General features: G+C 46.1%; 18 protein-coding genes. 8 read left to right on the forward strand and 10 right to left on the reverse strand.

The annotated features are described in order from the left end of the window. The first annotated feature begins 144 nt into the window (after positions 1-144). The gene (locus VM802_RS17945; protein ID WP_325533016.1) at positions 145-837 is read left to right on the forward strand and encodes a hypothetical protein; all 693 of its coding nucleotides are present in this window, start codon (positions 145-147) and stop codon (positions 835-837) included. A 29-nt stretch (positions 838-866) separates the two neighbouring features. Here the strand turns inward: VM802_RS17945 and VM802_RS17950 are convergent, their stop codons facing one another. From VM802_RS17950 to VM802_RS17970, 5 genes are all read right to left on the reverse strand, one after another. Beyond that, on the reverse strand, positions 867-1,505 hold the full coding sequence (locus VM802_RS17950; protein WP_325533018.1) for a DUF5710 domain-containing protein: 639 nt from the start codon (positions 1,503-1,505) through the stop codon (positions 867-869). A gap of 132 nt (positions 1,506-1,637) precedes the next feature. Further along, entirely contained in the window at positions 1,638-2,102 is a 465-nt protein-coding gene (locus VM802_RS17955) for a VOC family protein (RefSeq protein WP_325533020.1), read from the reverse strand. Positions 2,103-2,150: 48 nt separating this feature from the next. Beyond that, positions 2,151-3,239, reverse strand: a complete 1,089-nt coding sequence (locus VM802_RS17960) for a hypothetical protein (RefSeq protein WP_325533022.1) — start codon at positions 3,237-3,239, stop codon at positions 2,151-2,153. A gap of 370 nt (positions 3,240-3,609) precedes the next feature. Then, the gene (locus tag VM802_RS17965) at positions 3,610-4,320 is read right to left on the reverse strand and encodes a DUF6515 family protein (protein ID WP_325533023.1); all 711 of its coding nucleotides are present in this window, start codon (positions 4,318-4,320) and stop codon (positions 3,610-3,612) included. 64 nt (positions 4,321-4,384) lie between these two features. Further along, positions 4,385-5,341 (reverse strand): ADP-ribosylglycohydrolase family protein, encoded by a 957-nt coding sequence (locus VM802_RS17970; protein WP_325533025.1) that lies wholly within the window; start codon positions 5,339-5,341, stop codon positions 4,385-4,387. A 1,444-nt stretch (positions 5,342-6,785) separates the two neighbouring features. Between VM802_RS17970 and VM802_RS17975 the strand changes: the two genes are divergently transcribed. Together VM802_RS17975 and VM802_RS17980 are read left to right on the forward strand one after the other, a co-directional pair. Continuing rightward, entirely contained in the window at positions 6,786-7,682 is an 897-nt protein-coding gene (locus tag VM802_RS17975) for an aldo/keto reductase (RefSeq protein ID WP_325533027.1), read from the forward strand. A gap of 62 nt (positions 7,683-7,744) precedes the next feature. Then, positions 7,745-8,443 carry a DJ-1/PfpI family protein gene (locus tag VM802_RS17980; protein ID WP_325533029.1) on the forward strand — a complete coding sequence of 233 codons (699 nt, stop codon included), beginning with the start codon at positions 7,745-7,747 and terminating at the stop codon, positions 8,441-8,443. Here the strand turns inward: VM802_RS17980 and VM802_RS17985 are convergent. Both VM802_RS17985 and VM802_RS17990 read right to left on the reverse strand, forming a co-directional pair. Next, positions 8,397-9,422, reverse strand: coding sequence for a fatty acid desaturase family protein (locus VM802_RS17985; protein WP_325533031.1), 1,026 nt, complete (start codon positions 9,420-9,422; stop codon positions 8,397-8,399). The genes VM802_RS17980 and VM802_RS17985 overlap by 47 nt on opposite strands. Before the next feature lie 40 nt (positions 9,423-9,462). Next, positions 9,463-10,347: a lysophospholipid acyltransferase family protein gene (locus tag VM802_RS17990; RefSeq protein ID WP_325533033.1), complete on the reverse strand. Its 885-nt coding sequence runs from the start codon at positions 10,345-10,347 to the stop codon at positions 9,463-9,465. A 145-nt stretch (positions 10,348-10,492) separates the two neighbouring features. On the opposite strand from VM802_RS17990, the gene VM802_RS17995 reads away from it, so the two are divergent. From VM802_RS17995 to VM802_RS18010, 4 genes are all read left to right on the forward strand, one after another. Continuing rightward, on the forward strand, positions 10,493-11,332 hold the full coding sequence (locus tag VM802_RS17995; RefSeq protein WP_325533035.1) for an N-acetylmuramoyl-L-alanine amidase: 840 nt from the start codon (positions 10,493-10,495) through the stop codon (positions 11,330-11,332). A gap of 153 nt (positions 11,333-11,485) precedes the next feature. After that, positions 11,486-11,875: a hypothetical protein gene (locus VM802_RS18000; protein ID WP_325533037.1), complete on the forward strand. Its 390-nt coding sequence runs from the start codon at positions 11,486-11,488 to the stop codon at positions 11,873-11,875. 234 nt (positions 11,876-12,109) lie between these two features. After that, on the forward strand, positions 12,110-15,292 hold the full coding sequence (locus tag VM802_RS18005) for a SusC/RagA family TonB-linked outer membrane protein (RefSeq protein WP_325533039.1): 3,183 nt from the start codon (positions 12,110-12,112) through the stop codon (positions 15,290-15,292). Positions 15,293-15,305: 13 nt separating this feature from the next. Next, positions 15,306-16,736 (forward strand): SusD/RagB family nutrient-binding outer membrane lipoprotein, encoded by a 1,431-nt coding sequence (locus VM802_RS18010; protein ID WP_325533041.1) that lies wholly within the window; start codon positions 15,306-15,308, stop codon positions 16,734-16,736. Positions 16,737-16,809: 73 nt separating this feature from the next. On the opposite strand, the gene VM802_RS18015 is transcribed toward VM802_RS18010, so the two are convergent. Next, the gene (locus tag VM802_RS18015) at positions 16,810-17,595 is read right to left on the reverse strand and encodes an SDR family oxidoreductase (protein WP_325533043.1); all 786 of its coding nucleotides are present in this window, start codon (positions 17,593-17,595) and stop codon (positions 16,810-16,812) included. Between the two features lie 15 nt (positions 17,596-17,610). After that, a complete protein-coding gene (locus VM802_RS18020) occupies positions 17,611-18,732 on the reverse strand; it encodes an acyltransferase family protein (protein ID WP_325533045.1) in 1,122 nt (373 codons plus the stop codon). Between the two features lie 180 nt (positions 18,733-18,912). On the opposite strand from VM802_RS18020, the gene VM802_RS18025 reads away from it, so the two are divergent. Then, complete coding sequence (locus VM802_RS18025) at positions 18,913-19,977, forward strand: glycoside hydrolase 5 family protein (protein WP_325533047.1); 1,065 nt, start codon at positions 18,913-18,915, stop codon at positions 19,975-19,977. A 77-nt stretch (positions 19,978-20,054) separates the two neighbouring features. Here VM802_RS18025 and VM802_RS18030 read toward each other — a convergent pair whose 3' ends face one another. Further along, positions 20,055-20,885, reverse strand: a complete 831-nt coding sequence (locus VM802_RS18030) for a YitT family protein (RefSeq protein ID WP_325533049.1) — start codon at positions 20,883-20,885, stop codon at positions 20,055-20,057. Positions 20,886-21,522: the final 637 nt, after the last annotated feature.

The following is a 21,522-nucleotide window of genomic DNA, read 5'->3' on the forward strand; positions in this document are numbered from 1 at the left end:
ATAATTTTAGCAACGATAAGATATTGGTTAATTTGTAGTTATAACTTTTGTATCTGGAGGTAAGGACTTGTTTTTATTTACATCTATTTTTCTCACTTGTTCGATCTACCTGATAGTAAAAGGCTATAAAAGGACTTGATTATTATGAATACTGATAATAATAAATCATATGAGCTGGAGAAGAGCATTTGGACGGAGACGGATTTCGAATTAATGGACTGGCATGACTCCCAAATTTATAAAATGGCTTTGGCTGCTGATCTGGAGCTGGATATCGACTATATATTTAAATGGAACCAGCCGGATATAGAAGGTTTACCTTTTACCTTTTGGGTAGCTCCTGCTACTTTAGTTTTCAAAGATGTAAAGGTTCTTTCATTTGATTTCGATGTTTTAATGGCAGATGTTTTTGAAATTGATTATATCGAAAGACAAATAATTGAAAACCAAATCACATGGTTGATAGCCACCCAACGTGGTCATATTGAATTTTTCTGTCGGGGTTTTGATCAGTATATACGGCAGAAACCCTTGTTGCAATTCGGCCAGACTATTCCGTTTAAGGAGAGAAGGGGATGCTCCCTTGAAAGGGTCCAACTTTCCGACAATCCTTATTTATCAGGTAAAGAATATTTTACGGAGCAGGAGAAAACATTTGAGCACTATGAGAATGTTAAAAAGCGTCAACTAAAGCGGCTAGAAATGAAGCAGTTAGAGTTTCGTCGAGCTAACGACCAGATAAGTATCAAAGAATATCTTCTGAAGAAGAAGGAGGTAAACGAAATGATAGACTTCTATAACTATTGGCTAACGGGAACTCAATTTGAGAACTGGTGATGCGATTAAAAAGTTGTTTTGAATAATAATTAATAATTACTTCCCTGACCGGCAAATTCTGTAATGAGCCGCAGGTGATCACCGTAGCTGTAGCCTGCGTCAATGCGAGGGGCATATTTAAGCTGGAATGTCTTTAACAGGATGTGGGCGGCGGTCTCCGGATTGGTAGGATAAAATACACTACCGGGTTCGTCGAACAGATGCCAGTCGCCTTGCACCTGTTGACAGGTTTCGCAGTGATTATTCCAGTAGGAAGTACCGGTTGCTTTCGCATAGTCCTTACTGTAATGAGGGTAGTGATCGCGGAGAAGGGTCTGCAGATTGTCTGAAACGGTGGCTATCTGTTGGAATAAGGTGAAGAAGCCTTGTTCCAGCCATACTGGCTCATCCCGTTCATTTATATCTTTCTCATAAAAATAATTGCTGCCGATCGCAATCACTTTATTGGGATGACCACATTTCCAACATGGACGCTCGGCATGTGCTACTGTAACTTCGTTGGAAAGAATGATGGCCGTATCCTTTTCCGGGATCCATTTGTCCACCTCCATCAGCCGGCCATACTGATCCTGCGGGAGATACCATGTCTTTAAATTGGGGTCCCACAGGACTCCCCTGGCTTTTGCTTCATCGCTCTCTGTTAAAGGAACATTCAGTTGTAATGACATAACATTGAAGGGTAGATGAACATTTCTTACTGAATTTAAGAAAAATCCTGCAATGATCCTGCGGTATGCATAAAAAGAGATGCGCCGCGTCTATTCTCAGGAACAGGCGCGGCGCATCTCTTTTTTTATTTTTTAATAGGTATCGTCATTGATCTCTATCCAGTATCCATCAGGATCGCGGAGATAGATCTGCTGTACGCCATCCACCCTTTTGTTAATGGTGTTGGCTTTACCGGGCCAGTCTTCAAAAGGAAGCTGGTGCTGGTTGAGCACAGCAATAAAATCCTTCATGGAAGGCACACTGAAGCAGAGGTGCGTGTTTTTGTCGTGTGTGGTGGCTGTGGCTACACCAGAAATGATGTGCAGCTGACTATGTTCGCCCACTTTAAACCAGCTATGACGGCCATCCTTAAATGGTTCCTCCATAGTTTCCAGCTGGACCACATCTTTGTAAAATGCGGTGCTACGCTCCAGGTTAACCACATATAAGGCGATGTGGTTCAGTGATGTACGTTTTTTCGTTTGTGCGTTCATGTTCGTGGAAGTGCCGATGATCATTGCCAGTATAAGGCATCCGGCCAGTAAATATTTTTTCATATAACAATATACTTAGCCAGTGCGATAACTGCAATAGCTGAGGTGATCTTAATTACCTTTGAATGCTATGGACTGAATAATGACATCCAGCTTTTTCAGTACGGGGAGGTCAGATCGGATCTTTTTGTCGCCGGTCACCTGGTCGTAGAGTTTGGGATCGCCGGAATTATTAACTTTCAGCATGATGGTAACGCTTTTACCGTCGAGCGCGCCGCCCTGCCAGTCGTTTACGATACCGCCGTTGGTCCATTCGAAGCCGTTGATCTTAAAAGGACGTCCGTTTACTTTATTGAGTTTCTCCAGCGGATCGCCAGCCTTGATGCCATAGGGTGATTTCCACTTGGAGGGAAAATGCGAAAAGGTAAGGATATTACCGTTTTCACCATCGAATTGTATTTCCAGTTCATCGTCGGTATCAGGATAGATGACATAGGCTTCTCCATCTTTGGCGCCGGAAAGGTTGGTGGCGTCGCGTTGTGTAACGTTATTGGCGCCAAACATCTCTACCAGTTGTTCCGGAGTATGTACCTGGAAAAGCGGGCGTACTTCCCATGTGCGGGTATCAACGGCTGGCGAGGCAGTAGCTGTAGCTGCGGGCGCATTGCCTGTTACCACTTCGCTGGTGGTTGCCGTGGTGTTATTTCCTGCTGCCGGGTTTGCAGCCGCCGGTGAGGATACCGCTGCAACGCTGGGGGGCGGAGTTTTACCGGTTACGGGGCCGGTATATGTCTTCAGAAAATCTGTTTTGTCTTCTAAAAGCGCCTTGGTATCATTTTTAAATTTATTGGCTGTATAGGTGGCCAGCGGGAATACACTGTTGTTCTGCAGGTTCATGCTACGCAAGGTGCTGATAAAACGCTGCCGGTTACAGTCGCTGTACTGGTAGAGGTATTTCAGTGCTGCATCCAGTGCGGTAGGATCATTCTTCAGACCAAACATCGTAGTGTCTATATCCAGGCCCGCAGATCCGCTGCGGGTGAGCTGTTCGGCGATATAGCCGGTAATGGAATCATTTTTTAACTGGTAATGATAGGCTACCCTCGCGGAGAAATCATCGGCCACGGTTTGGGATAGCTTGGTCTGCGCGTTTAAAACCAACGGGAAGATCAGGGCGATCCATACGAAAAACCTTTTCATGTGCGCTGAATTGATGATAGTGAAAATTGACAAATGGTAACAATTTTGAGAATCACTAATTTATAGAATATTTAGTATAGCCGGTGAAAAACACAGGAATATCTAAAACGTACAGACACTAAAATATATTATTTTTAGCGTTATGAAATGCATTTTGTTAATGCCGCTGACTGTTGCATTCGTATCATGTGGTTCACAGCAGAAAAAATTTTTCAGGGGCTGGATAAGGGGCAGGTGATGGTACAAAGCCGTTCATCAGGAAGTTCTTCGTTATCATCGTATTCCTCCTTCAGCTCTCATCATCATCAGACTGGGGAGGAGGCTCTTCAGACGGTGGTGGCGCCAGCAGTGGCAGGTAGTATAGCACGGATTAATTGTCGGCGCTTATTTTTCCCACAATCTTATAACCGGAAGTATTACCGTTGTTCACCTGTTGGTAGTACATGCCATCGGGTGAAAGAAAATATTGTTGTCCATTGATCTCGACACTGCGGCATCCTTCCGGAAGTGCTGTAATGAGATCTTCCGGTTGAGTTGTGTTCTGGTCGTGCACAGTTGCATTCCCGATTTTTCCATTTTTACCTACCACTTTATAACGTCTGCCGTTATCAGTCATGATTTCCTGGTAATAGGTACCATTCAGTTCGTAGTAGGTGCTGCCATCCACGTTTATCTCCCGGGCTCCATCAGGCAGATTGGGGACAGCGGCGTCCATAGGCGGATCCACCACTTTGTAGCCTTTGTTGTATTGCCGGTAATAAGTACCCCCAGAATAGAATACGGGACCAAACGTAGGACCCAGCGCAAAGTAACCATAAGGAAGTGTGGATACATAAAAACCTATCGGCGGGAAGAATAAGCTGACTCCATAATAGGGCCGGTACCACGGACGGTAATAGCCATGAAATACAGGACCGCGATATACATGATAAGGAGCTATTACCCTTGGACCGTAATAGCGGGGCCCAAATCCGTGCGAGAAATGCACGCCTCCTCTGATATGTACTCTTTGTGCATAGGTTTGTGTGGCAGTGCATATCAGCCCGATCAACACAAACAGTATAAAGCATCTGTTTTTCATCTTCTCTCAATTATAACGGTTAGACTTGAATCCAGTAAAGAAGTTTAAGCGGAAACAACCGGATTTATTGGGGGCTGGCGGTGCTGATGGCCGCGCCGAAGCGCTCGCTCAGCTGCCGGATGGCTGTAGCTTTGGCTACTTCGCTTGCCCATTGGGCAGGAATACCCGTTTCCCGGTAATGTAACCCAGCAGCGGCTCCTGCCACGGCGGCGGTGGTATCAGTGTCTCCGCCGAGGTTGACTGCTTTTAATACGCAGCTGCTGTAACTGTCGGTTGTCAGCAGGCACCAGAGTGCACTCTCCAGCGTGTGTATTACATAGCCAGAACTGAGGATCAGCTCTTCTGAAATGGCAGAAATGTCGTTCTGGAGAATGCGTTCGAAGTGCTTTATCTCAGTAGGGTTGAATTGGCGGTTACGTACAAAATTATTAACAGCGCTCTGGATCTGTTCATAAGCTTTGCGAGGGTCACTGCTGGTAGTGAGCAGATTGCGGAGATATTCCACATAAATGAAGCAAGCCAGCACGGAGCGGAAATGGAGGTGGGTAATACCGGAAATTTCTTTTACCAACTGGTAGCGGGTATTGATGTCTTTTTCTGCAGCAAGGTAGAAGGCAAGGGGCATCATGCGCATGAGCGAGCCGTTGCCATTTTCAAATTCCTCGAAGCCACCTGCCAGGAGGGGAGAGGTGCCGGTTGCTATTCTTTGCAGTGCCAGCCTGGTCGTGTTGCCGATATCAAATACCTGGTCGTGCGCACCCCAGTAACCATGCTGATACCATTGGAGGAAAGTGTTGGCGAGGTGATCAATGTTGTAGCCCAGTGCGAGGCTTTCAGCAGTGCAGAAGGAAAGGGATGCATCGTCTGAAAAGGTACCTGGTGGCTGGTTCCAGCTACCGTATCCTATCATGCCGGTAACGGAATTTTCGGAAAGGTAACTCCGGGTTTTAAACTCCACAGGCACGCCCAATGCATCGCCGATGGCAATACCCAGGAAGGCGCCTGTTATCTGGTGTTGCATATGAGATGTATTTATGATAATAGTAAATTTCCTGTTTTTTATGATGTCGTATACAAATTTTTTCAAAAAAAAAGATATTCATTTTATTCAGTGAATAATTGGTCCGTTCATTTTCATTCATCAGGGTATCAGTGCATTTGGAGTGATATTCGGATGTATTGGCTTCTTATCTTTGCATTGTAACATTAACCCTGTTACACACAAATAGCCATAATCTTCTTGATTGCTTTGATCTGTTGCACTAAGGAATTTTGTTATTCCACTGTTTGTTATCCATAACACGAAACACCAACCCAATATGCAGACTATTCTATTCAACAGATACTTCCAAACATGTAGGTTCCTGAGTAAATATCATTACCAGCTGTTTTTCCTGGTTGTGCTAAACTGACACCATCCTGGAATGATACGGTGGGCTGCAGCGTATCTGCGCCTTACTTTACCATGATATTACATATCATAATGGAAATGCATTGCGTGTAAGATTTTACAGCATTGTTTGTTAGCCCTCTCACATGATGGGAGATCGTTGAAAGATTGTAGCATTAACACAGCCTCAAAGGCACATTTATGGGGTAAATCAGCGCAAAGGACTGTTTGTCAAAGCAGTCCGATAGTAAGGAATTGTAAGAATCCAAATGCAGGTATATAAGATGAATGCTGATGGGGACTGCTTTTCAAAGTGGTCCCACTCTGAAAGTTGTCCTATATCCCTTGCACAAAGATTCATCTACATAAAGTTCTGGAAAGCCAGGTAATAGGGAAGAAAAAAGGGACCGTTTGTCGAAATGGTCCCGCTTTTTCCACCTCCTGACTTTACAACGTAACCAGGAACAATGAAAAGAGGGTGATTATACAATGTTAACAAAGACAAAGAAGACGCCATATGAGAAACCAACAGCTACCTGTTAATCACAGGACTTGTTACGATTAATTCCCCGGACTGTCTTTCCAGACGGTCCCTTTACGGAACAATTCAGGCCTGAAGAGGTCTTCAACATATATTTAAAACAACATTCATGGCTGCCTATTCATAGTGTGAGTTGATAGAACCGGAGAACCCACGGGCTGTTCAATATTGGCAGCCCGTACTTTCCGGAATATGACACAGTAGAACCTTACAGGATTCGGAACGGTAATAGAGCAAGCAATCAACGGGGCTGCTTATCGAGGCGGCTCCCTCTTAATGAAATTTATCAGCCTGTAATCTCATGTGACAGGAGATTTACAGACCGACAGTCATATCTCACGAGCAGATGATAAGCGATGCAGGGGCTGCCTGTCCAGGCAGCCTATATTTCGCGTATCTCACAGCATGAAATGGATAGGATGTGCTAAAGGATTTCTTCCTTGTACAAGTTGAAAGAATAGACGTTAACTTCGTAAGGAATGCTCATACAGAAAGTGTGGAGCGTTATCGCAAAGTAACCTAAACTATCCAATCATGCTATACCATCAGCTCGGAAAATCAATACTGCGTGTCAGTGAAATAGGGTTCGGCTGCATGTCCCTTGGAACTGACGATGCAGAGAATGCCCGGTTAATCCATTATGCCACTGACTGCGGCATAAATTTATTTGATACCGCAGATCTGTACAATCACGGGCAGAATGAAATAACTGTAGGTAAAGCCCTGAAGGGCAAAAGAAAGGATGTAATTATCGCCACCAAAGTGGGTAACCAGTGGCGGACAGATGGCAGTGGCTGGGATTGGAATCCCCGAAAGGAATACATCCTTGCTTCTGTGGAAGAGAGCCTGAAACGGCTGCAGACAGATTACATCGATTTGTACCAGTTGCATGGCGGGACTATCGAGGACCCTATTGATGAAACAATTGAAGCTTTTGAAATATTGCTGCAACAGGGAAAGATCCGCTACTATGGTATCTCATCCATCAGGCCGAATGTAATACGTAAATACGTGGAACGTTCCGGCATTGTGAGTGTAATGATGCAGTACAGTTTGCTGGACCGGCGGCCAGAAGAGGCTTGTCTGGCGTTGCTCCGGGAAAATAAGATCGGCATATTGGCCCGTGGAGCCATTGCAAAAGGACTACTTGCAGGTAAAGCGCCGGAACCGTATCTTAACTATTCGAAAGATGAAGTGGCCACAGCTGCCGGGGTAGTACAGCAACTTTCTGCAGATGGAAGAACATGCGCGCAGACTGCACTCCGTTTCGTATTGCAGCAACCAGGTATCACTACTGCAGTAGCTGGCATGCGCACGCAACAGCAACTGGAAGATGTGCTGTCAACGCTGTCGTCACGTAGCCTGTCTGCTATAGAGATACAGTCGCTGCAGCGATCTTTGCCTGGTAATACCTATGACCAGCACCGTTGACAGCTGCCGCATATCATTGACAAAACTATTGAATTTGATTTTTCACCGTTAAAGGATCCAATATGAAACCTTTGAAAACAGGCATGCTCCTTTTCCCGGAGTTGACCATTCTCGATTTTACAGGTCCATATGATGTATTCATCAAAGCGCCCTGTTTTGATGTGATTGTTATTGGAGAAACGACGACTCCGTTGAAAGCAGAAGGAGGACTCACATTACAGGCTGATGTGGCATTCCGGGATTGTCCGCAGCTGGATATAATTTTTGTACCGGGCGGCAGAGGGATCAACGCGTTACTCACGAATAAGGTTGTGTTGGGTTTTCTGCAACTGCATGCAAGACATGCAAAATATATCACTTCTGTATGTACAGGATCGCTGGTACTGGCTGCTGCTGGCTTGTTGGATGGTTACAGGGCCACTACACACTGGCGCTCACAGGAGTTGCTGCGCATGTTTGATGTAAAAACGGTGGAAGAGCGGGTGGTGCGTGACCGTAATCGTATTACCGGCAGCGGTGTTACATCCGGTATAGATTTCGGCCTTACACTCACAGCCATGATTGGCGGCGAGGAAATGGCAAAGATCGTGCAGCTGCAACTGGAATATAATCCTGAACCCCCTTTTACAGCCGGTTCTCCACATACAGCAGGCATTCCGATTTTGCAGACTACCAAAGAAAAGACAAGGGCAATGTTTGACTCCCGCAAAAAGATCATACAGGGGTTGCAGCAGCGAACTTTTTCTGCGCATCAACCTTAAGGGCAGAAGCCTCTCTTATACTGATCATTCTGTTCAGTGCCGGATCCCACATTTTAAGGCGGAAACATGCCCTGATGTCGCGTAGGCTGAGCGAAGTAGTTTTGGCTATCTGCAGTTCAGGGAAATGCTGCATTACCTCCGGTAACCGGTAAAACGGTATACGTGCATTAAGATGATGAATGTGATGAAGACCGATGTTGCCCGTGAACCATGCCATAACCGGGTTCATTACCATGTGGCTGGAGCTTTCCAGCGCAGCTGTGTGATAGCACCAGTCTTCGTTATCACTGAAGGTCACACCCGGGAAATTGTGCTGTGCATAGAAAAGATAGGCACCGGTTCCACAGGCGATTGTGAAGGGGATTACAATGAAAAGTAACCAGCTTTGCCAGCCCAGGAAATATACAACAGCAATGCTGCCCCCGATATGTATAAACAATGCCAGCAATGAGTCCATATGTTTGCGCGGGCTGCACGTGAAAGAGCGCAGACACATGCCAATGAGAAACATAAACAGGTATCCGGCGGCTATAGTGGCAGGGTGGCGGGTAAACAAATAGGTGCGTCTTTCTGCGGGCGTCATCATTTCAAACTTCTGCCTCGTAGCAATCGGATAGGAGCCGATGCCCGCACTGAAGAGTTTCGAGTTATTCTTATGATGATAATCGTGCGAACGTTTCCAGATGCTCACAGGGGCCAGTACATAAATACCGAATACCGTCATAATCGCTGTTGCCGCCCACGAATTATGTAATATAGCATGATGCTGATGATCATGATAGATAACAAACATTCTTATAATAAGGAATCCTGATAATATACTGCAGATCACCCTGAAAAACGGGTGTGGCAGTACCAGCGTGCCGGCGAGCGACAGTGCCAGCAGGAATAGTGTAGACAACGTATATAGCCAGCTTTTTGTTCTGGTCTCACATGCAAATGGCTTGGTAGCCAGGATCAGTTCTTTTCCCTCCAGCATAATTTTTCAGGCTAAATGGTCAGGTGAATTTTAGTGTCAATTAGTTAGTCATTACTTCACGGCGATGCTTCCACCTTTTGTGTGACCAAAGCCAGGTTGCGGGTTGTGCAATAATGTCTTCTTCAAGTTTTCGTGTATGTGATGCTGTAATATTTCCTTCTTTTTCTGTCGCGGGTGATGCTGTGAGCATTTGTGCCTCCACCGTATAATACCCCCTTTTTACACGTTGTACAGTTACATATACAACGGGGTAGTTCATTTTCTGGGCAATTTTTTCGGTGCCCTTGAATACGGGGGTATCCTGGTGCAGGAAGGTAAGCCACTGGGCTGTTTTAGGATGAGGCGCCTGATCGGCAATGAATGCCGTGGCATTTACCTCGTTACGGTGCTGTACCATATCGCGGAAAGTATCCTGCATGGCGATAAGCTTAGTCCCAAATCTGGTGCGCATGCGGTACATAAGGCCATTGAAGTGTTTGTTGGCCAACGGATGGTAGATCACATAGAGCTGTTGTGGACACAGGATACTGAATGTATTACCGGCCCATTCCCAATTGCCTTTATGTCCCATAACCAGAACGGCGCTTTGTTTTTCTTCCGCCAGTTGTCTGAAGAGAGCCAGCGTGTCATCGGTAAAGCTGCAATGCTGTAACATAGCATCTTTGCTGATAGTAAGCGTCTTGAATGTTTCCAGGAACAGATCGCACAGGTAATGGTAAAAGTCCTTACAAATGCGGTTGATTTCTTTTTCGCTTTTATCAGGAAAGGAATTACGAAGGTTTTGCAATACCACTTTCTTGCGGTATCCCAGCACGTAATACAGAATCAGGTAGATGCCATCGCTCAGTAAATACAATAAACGGAATGGCAGTACGGATATCCCGTATATTACAGGTAATAACAGACTGTAGGCGACAAATGACAAGCTGGTATAGTTTTGTAATACTCCGAAAAGCATTAATGAAAACGTAAATATATGATTTGACGGACACTTTTCATAGTATCAATGAAAAAAACGTAAGACTGGCACATTTATTATCTTTATCTAGTTGTTCACCAAACAATAACACATGGATATAAGATCTTTCAGGCGCTTCGGGAAATGGGGCACTTTTGCCATAATACTTAGTTTTTTCATGTATTGTGCCCGCGGGCCATATGCCACTACCAATAAGGTTTACCGGCAGAAAGCAAAAGAATATGCTCGTGTTTTAAGGACGCAGCCCGCTATTGTGCGGGGTGAAGGCGGTGTTGCACCCTCATGGTGGGCAGGGACCGTCAACTTCAATATGCGTAAGCCTAACCTCGTTATCATTCATCATACGGCACAAAACTCCTGTGAGCAGACACTTAAGACCTTCACCATAGAGCGCACGCAGGTGAGCGCCCATTATGTGATATGCCGTGATGGCGCCATACATCATATGCTCAACGATTACCTCAGAGCCTGGCATGGCGGCGTGGCAAAGTGGGGAAACCTTACTGATATCAATTCGTCTTCCATCGGTATTGAGCTGGATAACAACGGGGCGGAACCCTTTTCGCCCGAACAGATCAACAGCCTAATTATCCTGTTGGACACACTACAGCACCGCTACAATATTCCTGTTGCCAACTTCATTGGTCATGGTGATATAGCACCCGGGCGCAAAGTGGACCCCAGCGCCTGGTTCCCGTGGCAGGAGCTGGCGCAGAAAGGCTTCGGCTACTGGTATGACGACACCACTGGTGTCGCAGTGCCCGCTACTTTCAACAAATGGCAGGCACTCCGTATCATCGGGTATGACATCAAAGACACTATTGCCGCTATGGGCGCATTCCGGCGTCATTTCATGCCACAGGACACCCTTGCCCCATCAACAGACGCTACGCAGAAAGTACTGTTCAATGTGCTGAAGAAGTACCAGTAACACTATTATCGCAGCAGGCGGTTTATTTTGTAGTGTGCGTTAAATAGAGTATTTTAATAATGAGTTAGAAAGAAGAAAAACCAAAATCGGACGAGATCAACCATACGACATTTGATATATACCTAATCTCCATCGTTATTAATTTCTCTTACTATGAAACGCACACTCAAATTCCCGTTACTATTGCTGGGCGCCAGCTTGCTGCTATTGGCGCTGACCCGGCAGAAAACAACAGCTGCAGCCCACCTTCCCCGGACCATTACTGATACCACCTGCCTCGTAAAATCAGAAGCCAGTTATGATTTTGCAGACAGCCTGCGAAAAAAAGTAAACGCCATCATTGAAGATAAGATAGCCGGCGGTATTGAAGAAAACGGGAAGACCACCTGGGAAAACTCCCCTGATGCTCCGGAATACTATCAGATTGTTCTGCGCAGAAACAAGTTGTCCGTTAAATACAAAGGTACCGCTTGCCAGGACCGGCTTATCTGGGAAAATGTTGAAGATTGTAAAAAAGAACTGAAAAAGCTACTGGGTAAGTAAACTGATTTTTGATTTGAAAGATTATGCCTGACAGACTTTGATTGTCAGACATATTCTTTCAAATCAAAAAAAATATAATCAATCATCCCATATAGTCTATAATATTTGTAGAATATTATTACTTTTGCCCCGACGTCACAATCATGCACCACCAATAACCAAATCAGAATCGATAATAACGGGAATCATTATGGGTTGCCAACGGGTCTGCAAACAATAAATCTATAGTATATAATGAAATGCATAGCAAGGCTGCTCAGCCTGCTGCCGGCCATACTATGGCTGCAGTTGGGTTTTGCCCAGGAAATAAGGGTAAGCGGGGTAATCACCTCCCGCAATGACGCGCAACGTATACCTGGCGCCGTTATAAGGGTGAAGGGTACCGGCCGCGGTACCCAGGCCGATGCAGACGGAAAGTATTCCATTTCTGCTTTGCCGGGAGACTCTCTCCAGGTGTCTTCACTTGGCTTCCAGCAGGTAGTGTTAGCGGTGAATAACAGTCACACCCTTAACATTGCACTGGACAACAACGACAGCAAGCTACAAGAAGTAGTGGTGACTGCTCTTGGTATTTCCAGGGAGAAAAAATCACTCGGATATGCTGTACAGGAGCTAAAATCAAAAGATTTCTCGGAAGCGAAGGAAACTAACCTTGTAAATGCGTTGGCTGGAAAAATAGCAGGGGTACAGGTTACAAACAGCCAGGGTAACCTGGGGTCGTCCCGTATCGTGATACGCGGTGAAACGTCCATCGCAGGTAACAACCAGCCACTCTTCATCCTCGATGGTATCCCGGTAGATAACAGCCAGCTGGGAGTCGGTACCGGTCGTGATTTTGCTAACGCAATCTCCGATGTGAATCCCGACGACATTGCGTCCATCAGTGTGCTGAAAGGGCCTAACGCCGCTGCATTGTATGGTTCCCGCGCTTCCAATGGCGTCATTATCATCAAGACGAAAACAGGTAAAGACACCAACGGAGGTCTGGGTATCAGCGTCAACTCTGGCGCTACTTTTGAAAAAGTACTGATCCTGCCGGACTTTCAGAACGTCTATGGTCAGGGCACCGGAGGACAGTTTTCCTATAAGGATGGTAAAGGTGGTGGCCTTAACGACGGCGTGGATGAAAGCTGGGGGCCTAAAATGGATGGCCGTCTCATCCCGCAGTTCTTTTCAAATGGCCAGCCAGCACCGTTTGTACCTCATCCCAACAATGTAAGGGACTTTTACGTTACCGGCTATACGTTAAATACCGGCTTGTCTGTAGGCGGTACCAGCGAAAAAATAGATTACCGTTTCTCTTATAACAATACCAAACAAACCGGTATTTTGCCCAATACTGGCATTACCCGTAATACTTTTACTACCAGCAATACTTTCCGTATCGCGCCAAAACTAACACTCAGCACCTATGCGAATTATGTACGCAGCGAAGCGGACAATCTGCCGGGCGTAGACGGCAGACGTGGCAACAGTGTTACCCTGCAGTTCATATGGTTCGGGCGTCAGGTGGATGTCAGCCAGCTGAAGAATTACAAGAATCCTGATGGAACAGACTACAACTGGAATCACAGTTACTATAGCAACCCTTACTGGATACAGAATGAGAATACAGTGGGGATGCTCCGTAACCGGTTTTTCGGAAATGCAAGACTGTCCTACGAAATACTGGACTGGCTCACTGCCAACCTCCGCATCGGTACTGACTACTACAACGACCGTCGCAAATACAAAGTGGCTTATTATACCAATGGTACACCTTTCGGTTCTTATACTGAAGATGCCTATGGTGTCAATGAAACCAACGGTGAATTCACGCTTAATGCCAGGAAGAAGCTTAGCCCTGACTTCAGCCTCGACGCATTGGCAGGCGGCAACCTCCGCACCAACCGCTTTGAGCAGAACTATCAGCAGGCGCCAAGGCTCGCTGTAAAAGATGTATACACACTTACCAATTCGCGTGATCCGCTGTTATCTACCAGTTACCTGACAAAGCAGAAAGTATACAGCGTATTCGGTTCTGTACAACTGGGTTTCCGCAACTATGCATTTCTGAATGTTACTGCGCGCAACGACTGGTCTTCCACATTACCACGCGGCAGCAATTCCTATTTCTATCCTTCCGTGAACGGAAGCCTTGTATTGTCTGAAGCATTGCATATCAGCAGCAATACACTCACCCTGCTGAAACTGCGTGGCGGCTGGGCACAGGTGGGGAAAGACACTGATCCATATCAGCTCGTTAATACCTATCCATTCAACCAACCTTTCGGGTCGTTGCCCCAGCTCACGGTTTCAGACAAGTACCTGAAAAGAGACCTGAAGCCTGAAATAACCACGGCCACAGAGGTCGGTCTGGAGGCAGGTTTTATCAATAACAGAATTCGTCTTGACTTCACTTATTACAATTCCAACAGCCGCAACCAGATACTGCTGGCCGATGTGAGCGCTACCACCGGTTATCTGAAGAAGCTGCTGAATGCTGGTGAAATCAATAACCATGGGATAGAAGTGATGTTGGGACTAACGCCCATCACTACACGCTCAGGCTTCCGCTGGGATGTGAATGTTAACTACGCACGTAATGTAAGCAAGGTAATTGAACTGGATAAGGAAGGCTTCCTGAATGACTATGTATTGGGCAGCTCCGGCAACATACAGGTGTTGGCCAGCAAAGGAAAGCCTTATGGCGCACTTTATGGGAAAGCATACCAGAGAGATTCAGAGAACAGGATCATTGTAAATCCTGATGGAACACCGGCTATCGCGCCGGATAAAAAAATCCTGGGATATTATACTCCCAAATGGACCGGCAGTATCAACAACAGCTTTTCTTTTAAAGGCTTTAACCTCAGCGTGCTGATTGATACCAAACAGGGTGGCTCCATCTGGTCAGGCACTAACAGTACCGGTATGCAGACGGGTGTACTGGCTAATACTTTGCCAGGGCGTGATGCAGAACATGGTGGATTACCGTATTATTCCGACGGTTCGAAAAATGTGCAGCTACCTGATCATAGCGCTACGGCTCCTGGTGGCGCCACTGTGTACCATGATGGTATGATCTTCGACGGATATACTGCTGACGGCAAGAAGAATACAACTGTTATTTCTGCACAGAATTATTATAAGAGCGTTTACAGCAGTAATCTCAATGAGAGTGCTGTATACGACGCTTCGTTCATCAAGCTGCGTGAAATCAAATTGGGTTATGCATTACCTAAAACTGTAGTCAACAGGTGGGGGCTACAAGCTGCAACTGTTTCGCTGGTGGCCAGAAACCTGGCATACCTACAGCGTAATGCCCCCAATATCGATCCGGAAACTGCATTCAACACCGGCAACGGTCAGGGCCTGGAAACGCTCCAGATACCCACTACGCGCAGCTTCGGCATTAACCTGAATGTTTCATTTTAATCACTGACCAGACATGAAAAAGTTGCTGTTACCTTTATATATATTATTTGCTGCAGTACTGCTAGCGGGCTGTCAGAAAGAACTGGAACGAATCAACAAAAATCCGAACGAACCTACTTCTGTTCAGCCGGACTATCTGCTTACCAATGGTATCAAATCCAATGTGGATACATACTGGGGTAATGATGCCGCTATGGAAACATCCCTGCTGTACGTGCAGTACTGGGCCAAGATTCAGTATCCGGATCCGGACCGTTACATTCCCGCAGCTACCAGTATTCAAACCATCTGGAACAATTTCTATGCACAAGGCGTACAGGATTTTACTACGCTGGCACAGCTGGGGGATAGCCTGCATAATCCGAATTACAAGGCTGCCGCGTTGATCATGCGCTCCTGGATCTTCCAGGTGCTCACAGATCTGTATGGTGATATTCCCTACAAACAGGCTGCGAATATTGAAAAGTACCTGACACCGGTTTACGACAGCCAGCAGGATGTTTATAAAGGATTGCTTTCAGAGCTGAAGGATGTATCGAAGATTATTAGCCCTGCTGATAATCCCATCCTCGGGGATTCCCTGATGGCAGGTAAAATGCAGAAGTGGCGCAAATTTGCCAACGGTCTTCGTCTGCGTATAGCGCTTCGTATTGCCGACAGGGATTTTGCCACCGCGAAAGCTGTGTTTGATGAAGTTCAGGCAGAAGGAAATATTCTGCTGACGAAGGACGATGGAGATGTAAGACTGATATATATGGCCTCTCCCAATCAGAATCCGGTGGGGCGAAATCGTGAGACGCGCAATGATTACCGTATCAGTAAATCAGTGGTAGATAAGCTGAAATCATTGAATGATCCACGGCTGAGCATATACGCAACGATGCCGAAAGATACCAACACATACATTGGCGTCACCAATGGACTGAGTGCTGACTCCGCATCAAGGCTGGGTTTCACAAAAACATCCGATGCGGGCGCGGCTTTTACTGCTACCCAGGCGCCTGCTTACCTGTTTACTTATGCGGAGCAATTATTTATACTGGCAGAGGCAGCACAGCGAGGTCTTACCAGTGGTAATGCGGCGGATCTGTATGCACAGGCAATCCGTGCTTCTTTTGCACAGTATGGTCTTTCCGCCAAAGCTGCTGACGATTATATCGCGCAGCCGCAGGTTGCCTATGATGCAGTCAATTTTAAAAAATCAATCGGAGAGCAGAAGTGGCTGGCACTTTTTGGTGAAGGGCTGGAAGGGTTTGCAGAATGGAGAAGGCTGGATTACCCACAGCTAAAGCCTGCTTACACCGGGGCGTTGAATGGTAAGATCCCGTTGCGTCTCACCTATCCTGCCAGTGAGCAGGCATTGAACGGAACCAATTACAGACAGGCTGTAGGCCGCCAGGGTGCTGACTTACTTACTACACGTCTGTGGTTTGATGCGCAGTAAATGTTTGTTTCATATAAAAACAGAAAGGGAGTAAAGTACGTCTTTACTCCCTTTCTGTTTTTATATGAAAATCTTACATCACGGGTGTTTTTCCGCCATCTACCGCGGTGCTGGTGCCTGTAATATAGGCTGCAGCTGGTGTTGCGAGAAATGCTGCAAACGAAGCTATTTCATGCGCTTCTCCAAAACGTTTCATCGGAATTTCGTTCAGCCATTCCTGTTGGACTGTTTCTACAGGCACATTACGCGCAGCCGCACTGCTTTTGAAGAGGCTTTGGAGACGCGCGGTGGTAGTAGACCCTGGCAGTACGTTATTCACAGTAATGCCATGTGGGGCCAATTCTGTTGCCAGCGTCTTGGACCAGGCGGCAACTGCCCATCGGGTGGTATTGGAAACACCCAGGTTTTTCAGTGGTGTTTTTACAGATGTTGAGATAATGTTGATAATGCGTCCATATCCTGCGTTGATCATGCCAGGTACCAGTGCCTGTGCTATAACCTGGTTGCAGAGCAGGTGTTGTGCGTAAGCGTCAGTAAATGCTTTGGCTGATGCTTCTATTATCGGGCCGCTGGCGGGGCCACCGGTATTGTTCACAACAATATGTACAGTTTCTTTCGCCGCCAGAGAGCTTACTACCGTTGTTACGGTGGCTATATCGGAGAAGTCGGCTACCGCATAGGTGTGTTGTTGGCCCTGTGATGTGCTAAGCTCCGCTACGGCCGTTTTTAGCCGGTCTTCATTCCTTGCCATCAGGGTACATCGCGCGCCAAGTAACGCCAGCTCTACAGCAGTGGCGAATCCTATGCCCTGTGTACTACCACAAATAAGCGCTGTTTTGCCTTGTAATGAAAGGTTCATGGTTCCTCGTTTAATTTATACCCTCACGTATATGCGTTTTTTGTCCATTACATATCCTACTATCCAACATACAAGCATATAAACTACGGAGAACAACAATGACCCGAATTTTCCGGGCGACATCGGCTGAAATACCTGTTCATTGATCCAGTGATACAGATCGGTACCATTTACTTGTATGAAGTATAGTAGTATAGCAAGGATTTCGGACAAAAGATACAGGAACAGCGGATTTTTACCAAATACAGTAAAGAAGCCGGTGCCTGCAGTAATACCTGCCACATCAATGATCAATATCAGAAGAGATAGCAGCAATAGGTCGATACCAATGGTGAGCAATACATAGGAGCTGGTCCATAATTTTTTGTTGATAGGAAATGCGCTGTTCCAGAGATAAGCCAGGGCAATGAGTACGATACCGGTGAATATCATGCGAAGCAGACCGGGAGTGGTTTTTCCATTACGTTGTACATACAGGCCGGTATAATATCCGGCGATCACATTCACCACAGCAGGGAATGTACTGAGCCATCCTTCAGGATCAAAGGGGAAGCCTTCGCCATGATAGAGATGGTTGTCGCCCATAAGAAGTTTGTCAAGCGCAAGGCCGGCATTGCCATGGATGCCGTACTGGTCGCCTGGTGTACCGCAACACCATAATATGGCCCAATAGCCAAAGAGAAATAGCGCACTTACGCCCCATACCCATTTTTTAGGCAGGTAATGTATTAATAGTGACGCGATACCATAACAGAGTGCAATACGTTGTAAAACGCCAAGGACGCGGGTATGACTGAATGGTTTGAAAGCGGGACCGTTGCTGGTATGTTCCACAAAAGGGAACCAGTACATCAGATAACCCAGCAGGAATATGATGAGTGTGCGTTTGAATATTTTTCCGAGAACGGCGGCATTGCCGAGCTGCGCATATTTTTTCATGCTGAAGCTCATGGCATTGCCTACTGCAAAAAGAAAGGAAGGGAACACAAGGTCAGTTGGCGTCCAGCCGTGCCAGGCGGCATGTTCCAGTGGCCAGTAAGTGCCTCCGGTTCCTCCTGTGTTAACGATGATCATAAAACATACCGTCATGCCGCGGAATACATCGAGCGGTAAAAAGCGTTGGGATGGCTGTGTCATTTTTCCCAGGTTAATAAGGTTGATAAGATGGTAAGGAATGCGGTTCGCATGAGAGCGAGCTACAATATAGCCATCTAAATCCCAAAATCCAAATTAGCTTTTTACTCATTATTGTCCTGCGGCGGGATAGCACCTGTGTTTCTATATATTAGAAGACTTCCCCCACCAAAAAAAGATGCTATGAAAAGCGCCCGTTTATTACTGATAGCTATCTTGTTAATAACGCCTACCGCCTGTACGAAAATAGACCAGGAGAGGGGTGTATGGCCGCGAAAGACAGCCGCAGTCTGGTATGCACAACAGGGTTGGCTGAGGGGATGCAACTTTATTCCCAGTACTGCTGTGAACCAGCTGGAGATGTGGCAGGCTGCAACGTTTGATACAACCTCCATCAGCAGGGAACTCGGCTATGCCGCCGGCATTGGCTTCAATTCGGTAAGAGTGTACCTGCATCATGTTGCATGGCAGATTGACCGTGAAGGGTTTAAGAACAGGATACGTACCTATCTTGCCATTGCAGACCGTTACAAGATTTCTACTATCTTTGTTTTTTTTGATGACTGCTGGAAGGGTGTTTACCGCAGCGGCCCACAGCCTGCTCCACTGTCTGGAGTGCATAACTCCCGCTGGGTGCAGGATCCTGGTCGTGCTATTTACTCCGATGTAACGTTAATGGATACACTGGAAACTTATGTAAAAGATATTCTTAACGCTTTCGGAAAAGACAGCCGGATTGTCCTATGGGACCTTTATAACGAACCAGGTAACGGCGTTTATACAGACAGTAGCCTGGCATTGCTGCAACGGGCATTCAAATGGGGAAGGGCTGTCAATCCGCAACAGCCATTATCTTCCGCTGTATGGACGTTGGAGGCGCCAGAAATCACCAATACACAGATCGCCAATTCGGATGTGATCACCTATCACAATTACAGTGCACCTCTCTATCACCGCTGGATGATTCGCAGGCTGCGCTCTTATGGCCGGCCGCTTATTTGCACTGAATATATGGCACGTACCCTTGGCAGCTGCTTCCAGAATATTATGCCTATACTGAAGGCGGAAAATATCGGCGCCTACAATTGGGGACTTGTTGCAGGAAAAACAAACACGATATATGCCTGGGAAACGCCTATTCCTGATGGATCTGAACCTGTGTTATGGTTTCACGATATATTCAGAAAAGATGGCACCGCGTATGACCTGGAGGAGATAAAGGTGATTAAACAGCTGTCTGGAAAATGATGTAGGGATTTTAAAATGGCCTTTATCAGGTAATTTCAAAATCCCTACAACAAATAAAATATCAAAATAAAAAATAGCTACATAGAGAACCCTCTTCCCAGTACTTCATGCACTTCGTGTATTACCACGAAGGCCTCGGGATCTGTTGCTTGTACGAGGCTTTTGAGTTGCATCAGTTCCTGTTTGCCAATGACCACATAAAGTACTTCTTTCGGCGTCTTGGTGTAAGCGCCGTGGCCATGCAATACGGTTGCTCCGCGCCCCATTTCGCCAGTGATTTTATCGGCAATAATCGTGGTATGTGAAGAGATAATGGTGATAGCCCTTTTGGTATTAAGACCATCTACAATATAGTCCACTGTTCTGGCGCCAATGTAAACGGCAATGAAGGTGTACATGGTTTTCTCTATCCCGATGATAAAGGTAGAGACAGCAATTACGATGATGTCGAAAATGAGCATGGCATTGCCGAGGCTCCAGCCCAGATATTTCTGGCAAAGTTTTGCTATGATGGCAGAGCCGCCGGTTGTGCCGCCGGAAAGAAACACGAGGCCAATACCGATGCCTACCAGCAGGCCCGCAAAAATTGCAGCCAGCAAGGTGTTGGTGGTGATAGGCGTCAGGTGGTTTTCTGTAAGGTAGAGGAACAATGAACAGAATATAATACCCAATATGGTATAGAACGTACCTCGTTTGTCCAGCAGCTTATAGCCGGTAATGATCAGGAAAGCGTTGATCACCAGATTGGTGATGCCAGGAGACCATCCGAAATAATAATAGGTGACGATAGTGATACCAATCACGCCTCCCTCCGATAATTTGTTGGGAATAGCCAGGTAATTGATACCGATAGCAAAGATGAGTGCCCCCAGAATCAGCAGGGATATATTCTTCAAATGTGACTTCATGCGGCAAAATTCCACCTATTCCGGGGCAAGACAAAATATTTATGAAAAAAAACAGCCCGGCTATTTGGAATTATTAAAAGTCGATGTATATTTGTCTACCAAATCAGTAGACTATTAAATGTCTCTGCCACCAGGGAGTATAAATATAAGGCTACACTCCCGGCATCCTTTGATCCACCAGCAAGATGCAGCCGTCGTATTTTTTAAATGTGTAAATCAAGATACACTATGAAAAGGCATATGCTGGATTGTGGAATGCGCGCTGACGCGCAAGGATCATTGGATCATTATACCTGTTCCCGTTACATAAGATTGGTTTGCTGCTATAGCAGTATGTGTTGTTAGATGAAAATCTTGCGTTCTGTAAGCTGTAAATAGAATGCCTGGTCTGGATTGCGGGGATGGTATCCTGCAAATTTATTGGTGGTAAATTTTTCAGTAACATACCTACCCGCACCTCCCGGCATTTACCTGAAGAGATCTTTATTGCTCTGCCCAAAAAAACCTGATATGAAATTATTATCCTGCTATATAATCATAAACTCACTATCAGCCGACAATGCTGAACGGAAACCAGTTGCTCCAGTTTTAAACGACAGTATAACTGTTGTGCCTATACGATGTATGTACAATATTC

Source organism: Chitinophaga sp. (assembly GCF_035538455.1).
Lineage (GTDB): Bacteria > Bacteroidota > Bacteroidia > Chitinophagales > Chitinophagaceae > Chitinophaga.

What these genes read in the sequence shown, in the direction of transcription:
- VM802_RS17945 (WP_325533016.1), top strand. Translation starts at nt 145, where the DNA reads ATGAATACTGATAATAATAAATCATATGAGCTGGAGAAGAGCATTTGG.
- VM802_RS17950 (WP_325533018.1), bottom strand. Translation starts at nt 1,505, where the DNA reads ATGTCATTACAACTGAATGTTCCTTTAACAGAGAGCGATGAAGCAAAA.
- VM802_RS17955 (WP_325533020.1), bottom strand. Translation starts at nt 2,102, where the DNA reads ATGAAAAAATATTTACTGGCCGGATGCCTTATACTGGCAATGATCATC.
- VM802_RS17960 (WP_325533022.1), bottom strand. Translation starts at nt 3,239, where the DNA reads ATGAAAAGGTTTTTCGTATGGATCGCCCTGATCTTCCCGTTGGTTTTA.
- VM802_RS17965 (WP_325533023.1), bottom strand. Translation starts at nt 4,320, where the DNA reads ATGAAAAACAGATGCTTTATACTGTTTGTGTTGATCGGGCTGATATGC.
- VM802_RS17970 (WP_325533025.1), bottom strand. Translation starts at nt 5,341, where the DNA reads ATGCAACACCAGATAACAGGCGCCTTCCTGGGTATTGCCATCGGCGAT.
- VM802_RS17975 (WP_325533027.1), top strand. Translation starts at nt 6,786, where the DNA reads ATGCTATACCATCAGCTCGGAAAATCAATACTGCGTGTCAGTGAAATA.
- VM802_RS17980 (WP_325533029.1), top strand. Translation starts at nt 7,745, where the DNA reads ATGAAACCTTTGAAAACAGGCATGCTCCTTTTCCCGGAGTTGACCATT.
- VM802_RS17985 (WP_325533031.1), bottom strand. Translation starts at nt 9,422, where the DNA reads ATGCTGGAGGGAAAAGAACTGATCCTGGCTACCAAGCCATTTGCATGT.
- VM802_RS17995 (WP_325533035.1), top strand. Translation starts at nt 10,493, where the DNA reads ATGGATATAAGATCTTTCAGGCGCTTCGGGAAATGGGGCACTTTTGCC.
- VM802_RS18000 (WP_325533037.1), top strand. Translation starts at nt 11,486, where the DNA reads ATGAAACGCACACTCAAATTCCCGTTACTATTGCTGGGCGCCAGCTTG.
- VM802_RS18005 (WP_325533039.1), top strand. Translation starts at nt 12,110, where the DNA reads ATGAAATGCATAGCAAGGCTGCTCAGCCTGCTGCCGGCCATACTATGG.
- VM802_RS18010 (WP_325533041.1), top strand. Translation starts at nt 15,306, where the DNA reads ATGAAAAAGTTGCTGTTACCTTTATATATATTATTTGCTGCAGTACTG.
- VM802_RS18015 (WP_325533043.1), bottom strand. Translation starts at nt 17,595, where the DNA reads ATGAACCTTTCATTACAAGGCAAAACAGCGCTTATTTGTGGTAGTACA.
- VM802_RS18020 (WP_325533045.1), bottom strand. Translation starts at nt 18,732, where the DNA reads ATGACACAGCCATCCCAACGCTTTTTACCGCTCGATGTATTCCGCGGC.
- VM802_RS18025 (WP_325533047.1), top strand. Translation starts at nt 18,913, where the DNA reads ATGAAAAGCGCCCGTTTATTACTGATAGCTATCTTGTTAATAACGCCT.
- VM802_RS18030 (WP_325533049.1), bottom strand. Translation starts at nt 20,885, where the DNA reads ATGAAGTCACATTTGAAGAATATATCCCTGCTGATTCTGGGGGCACTC.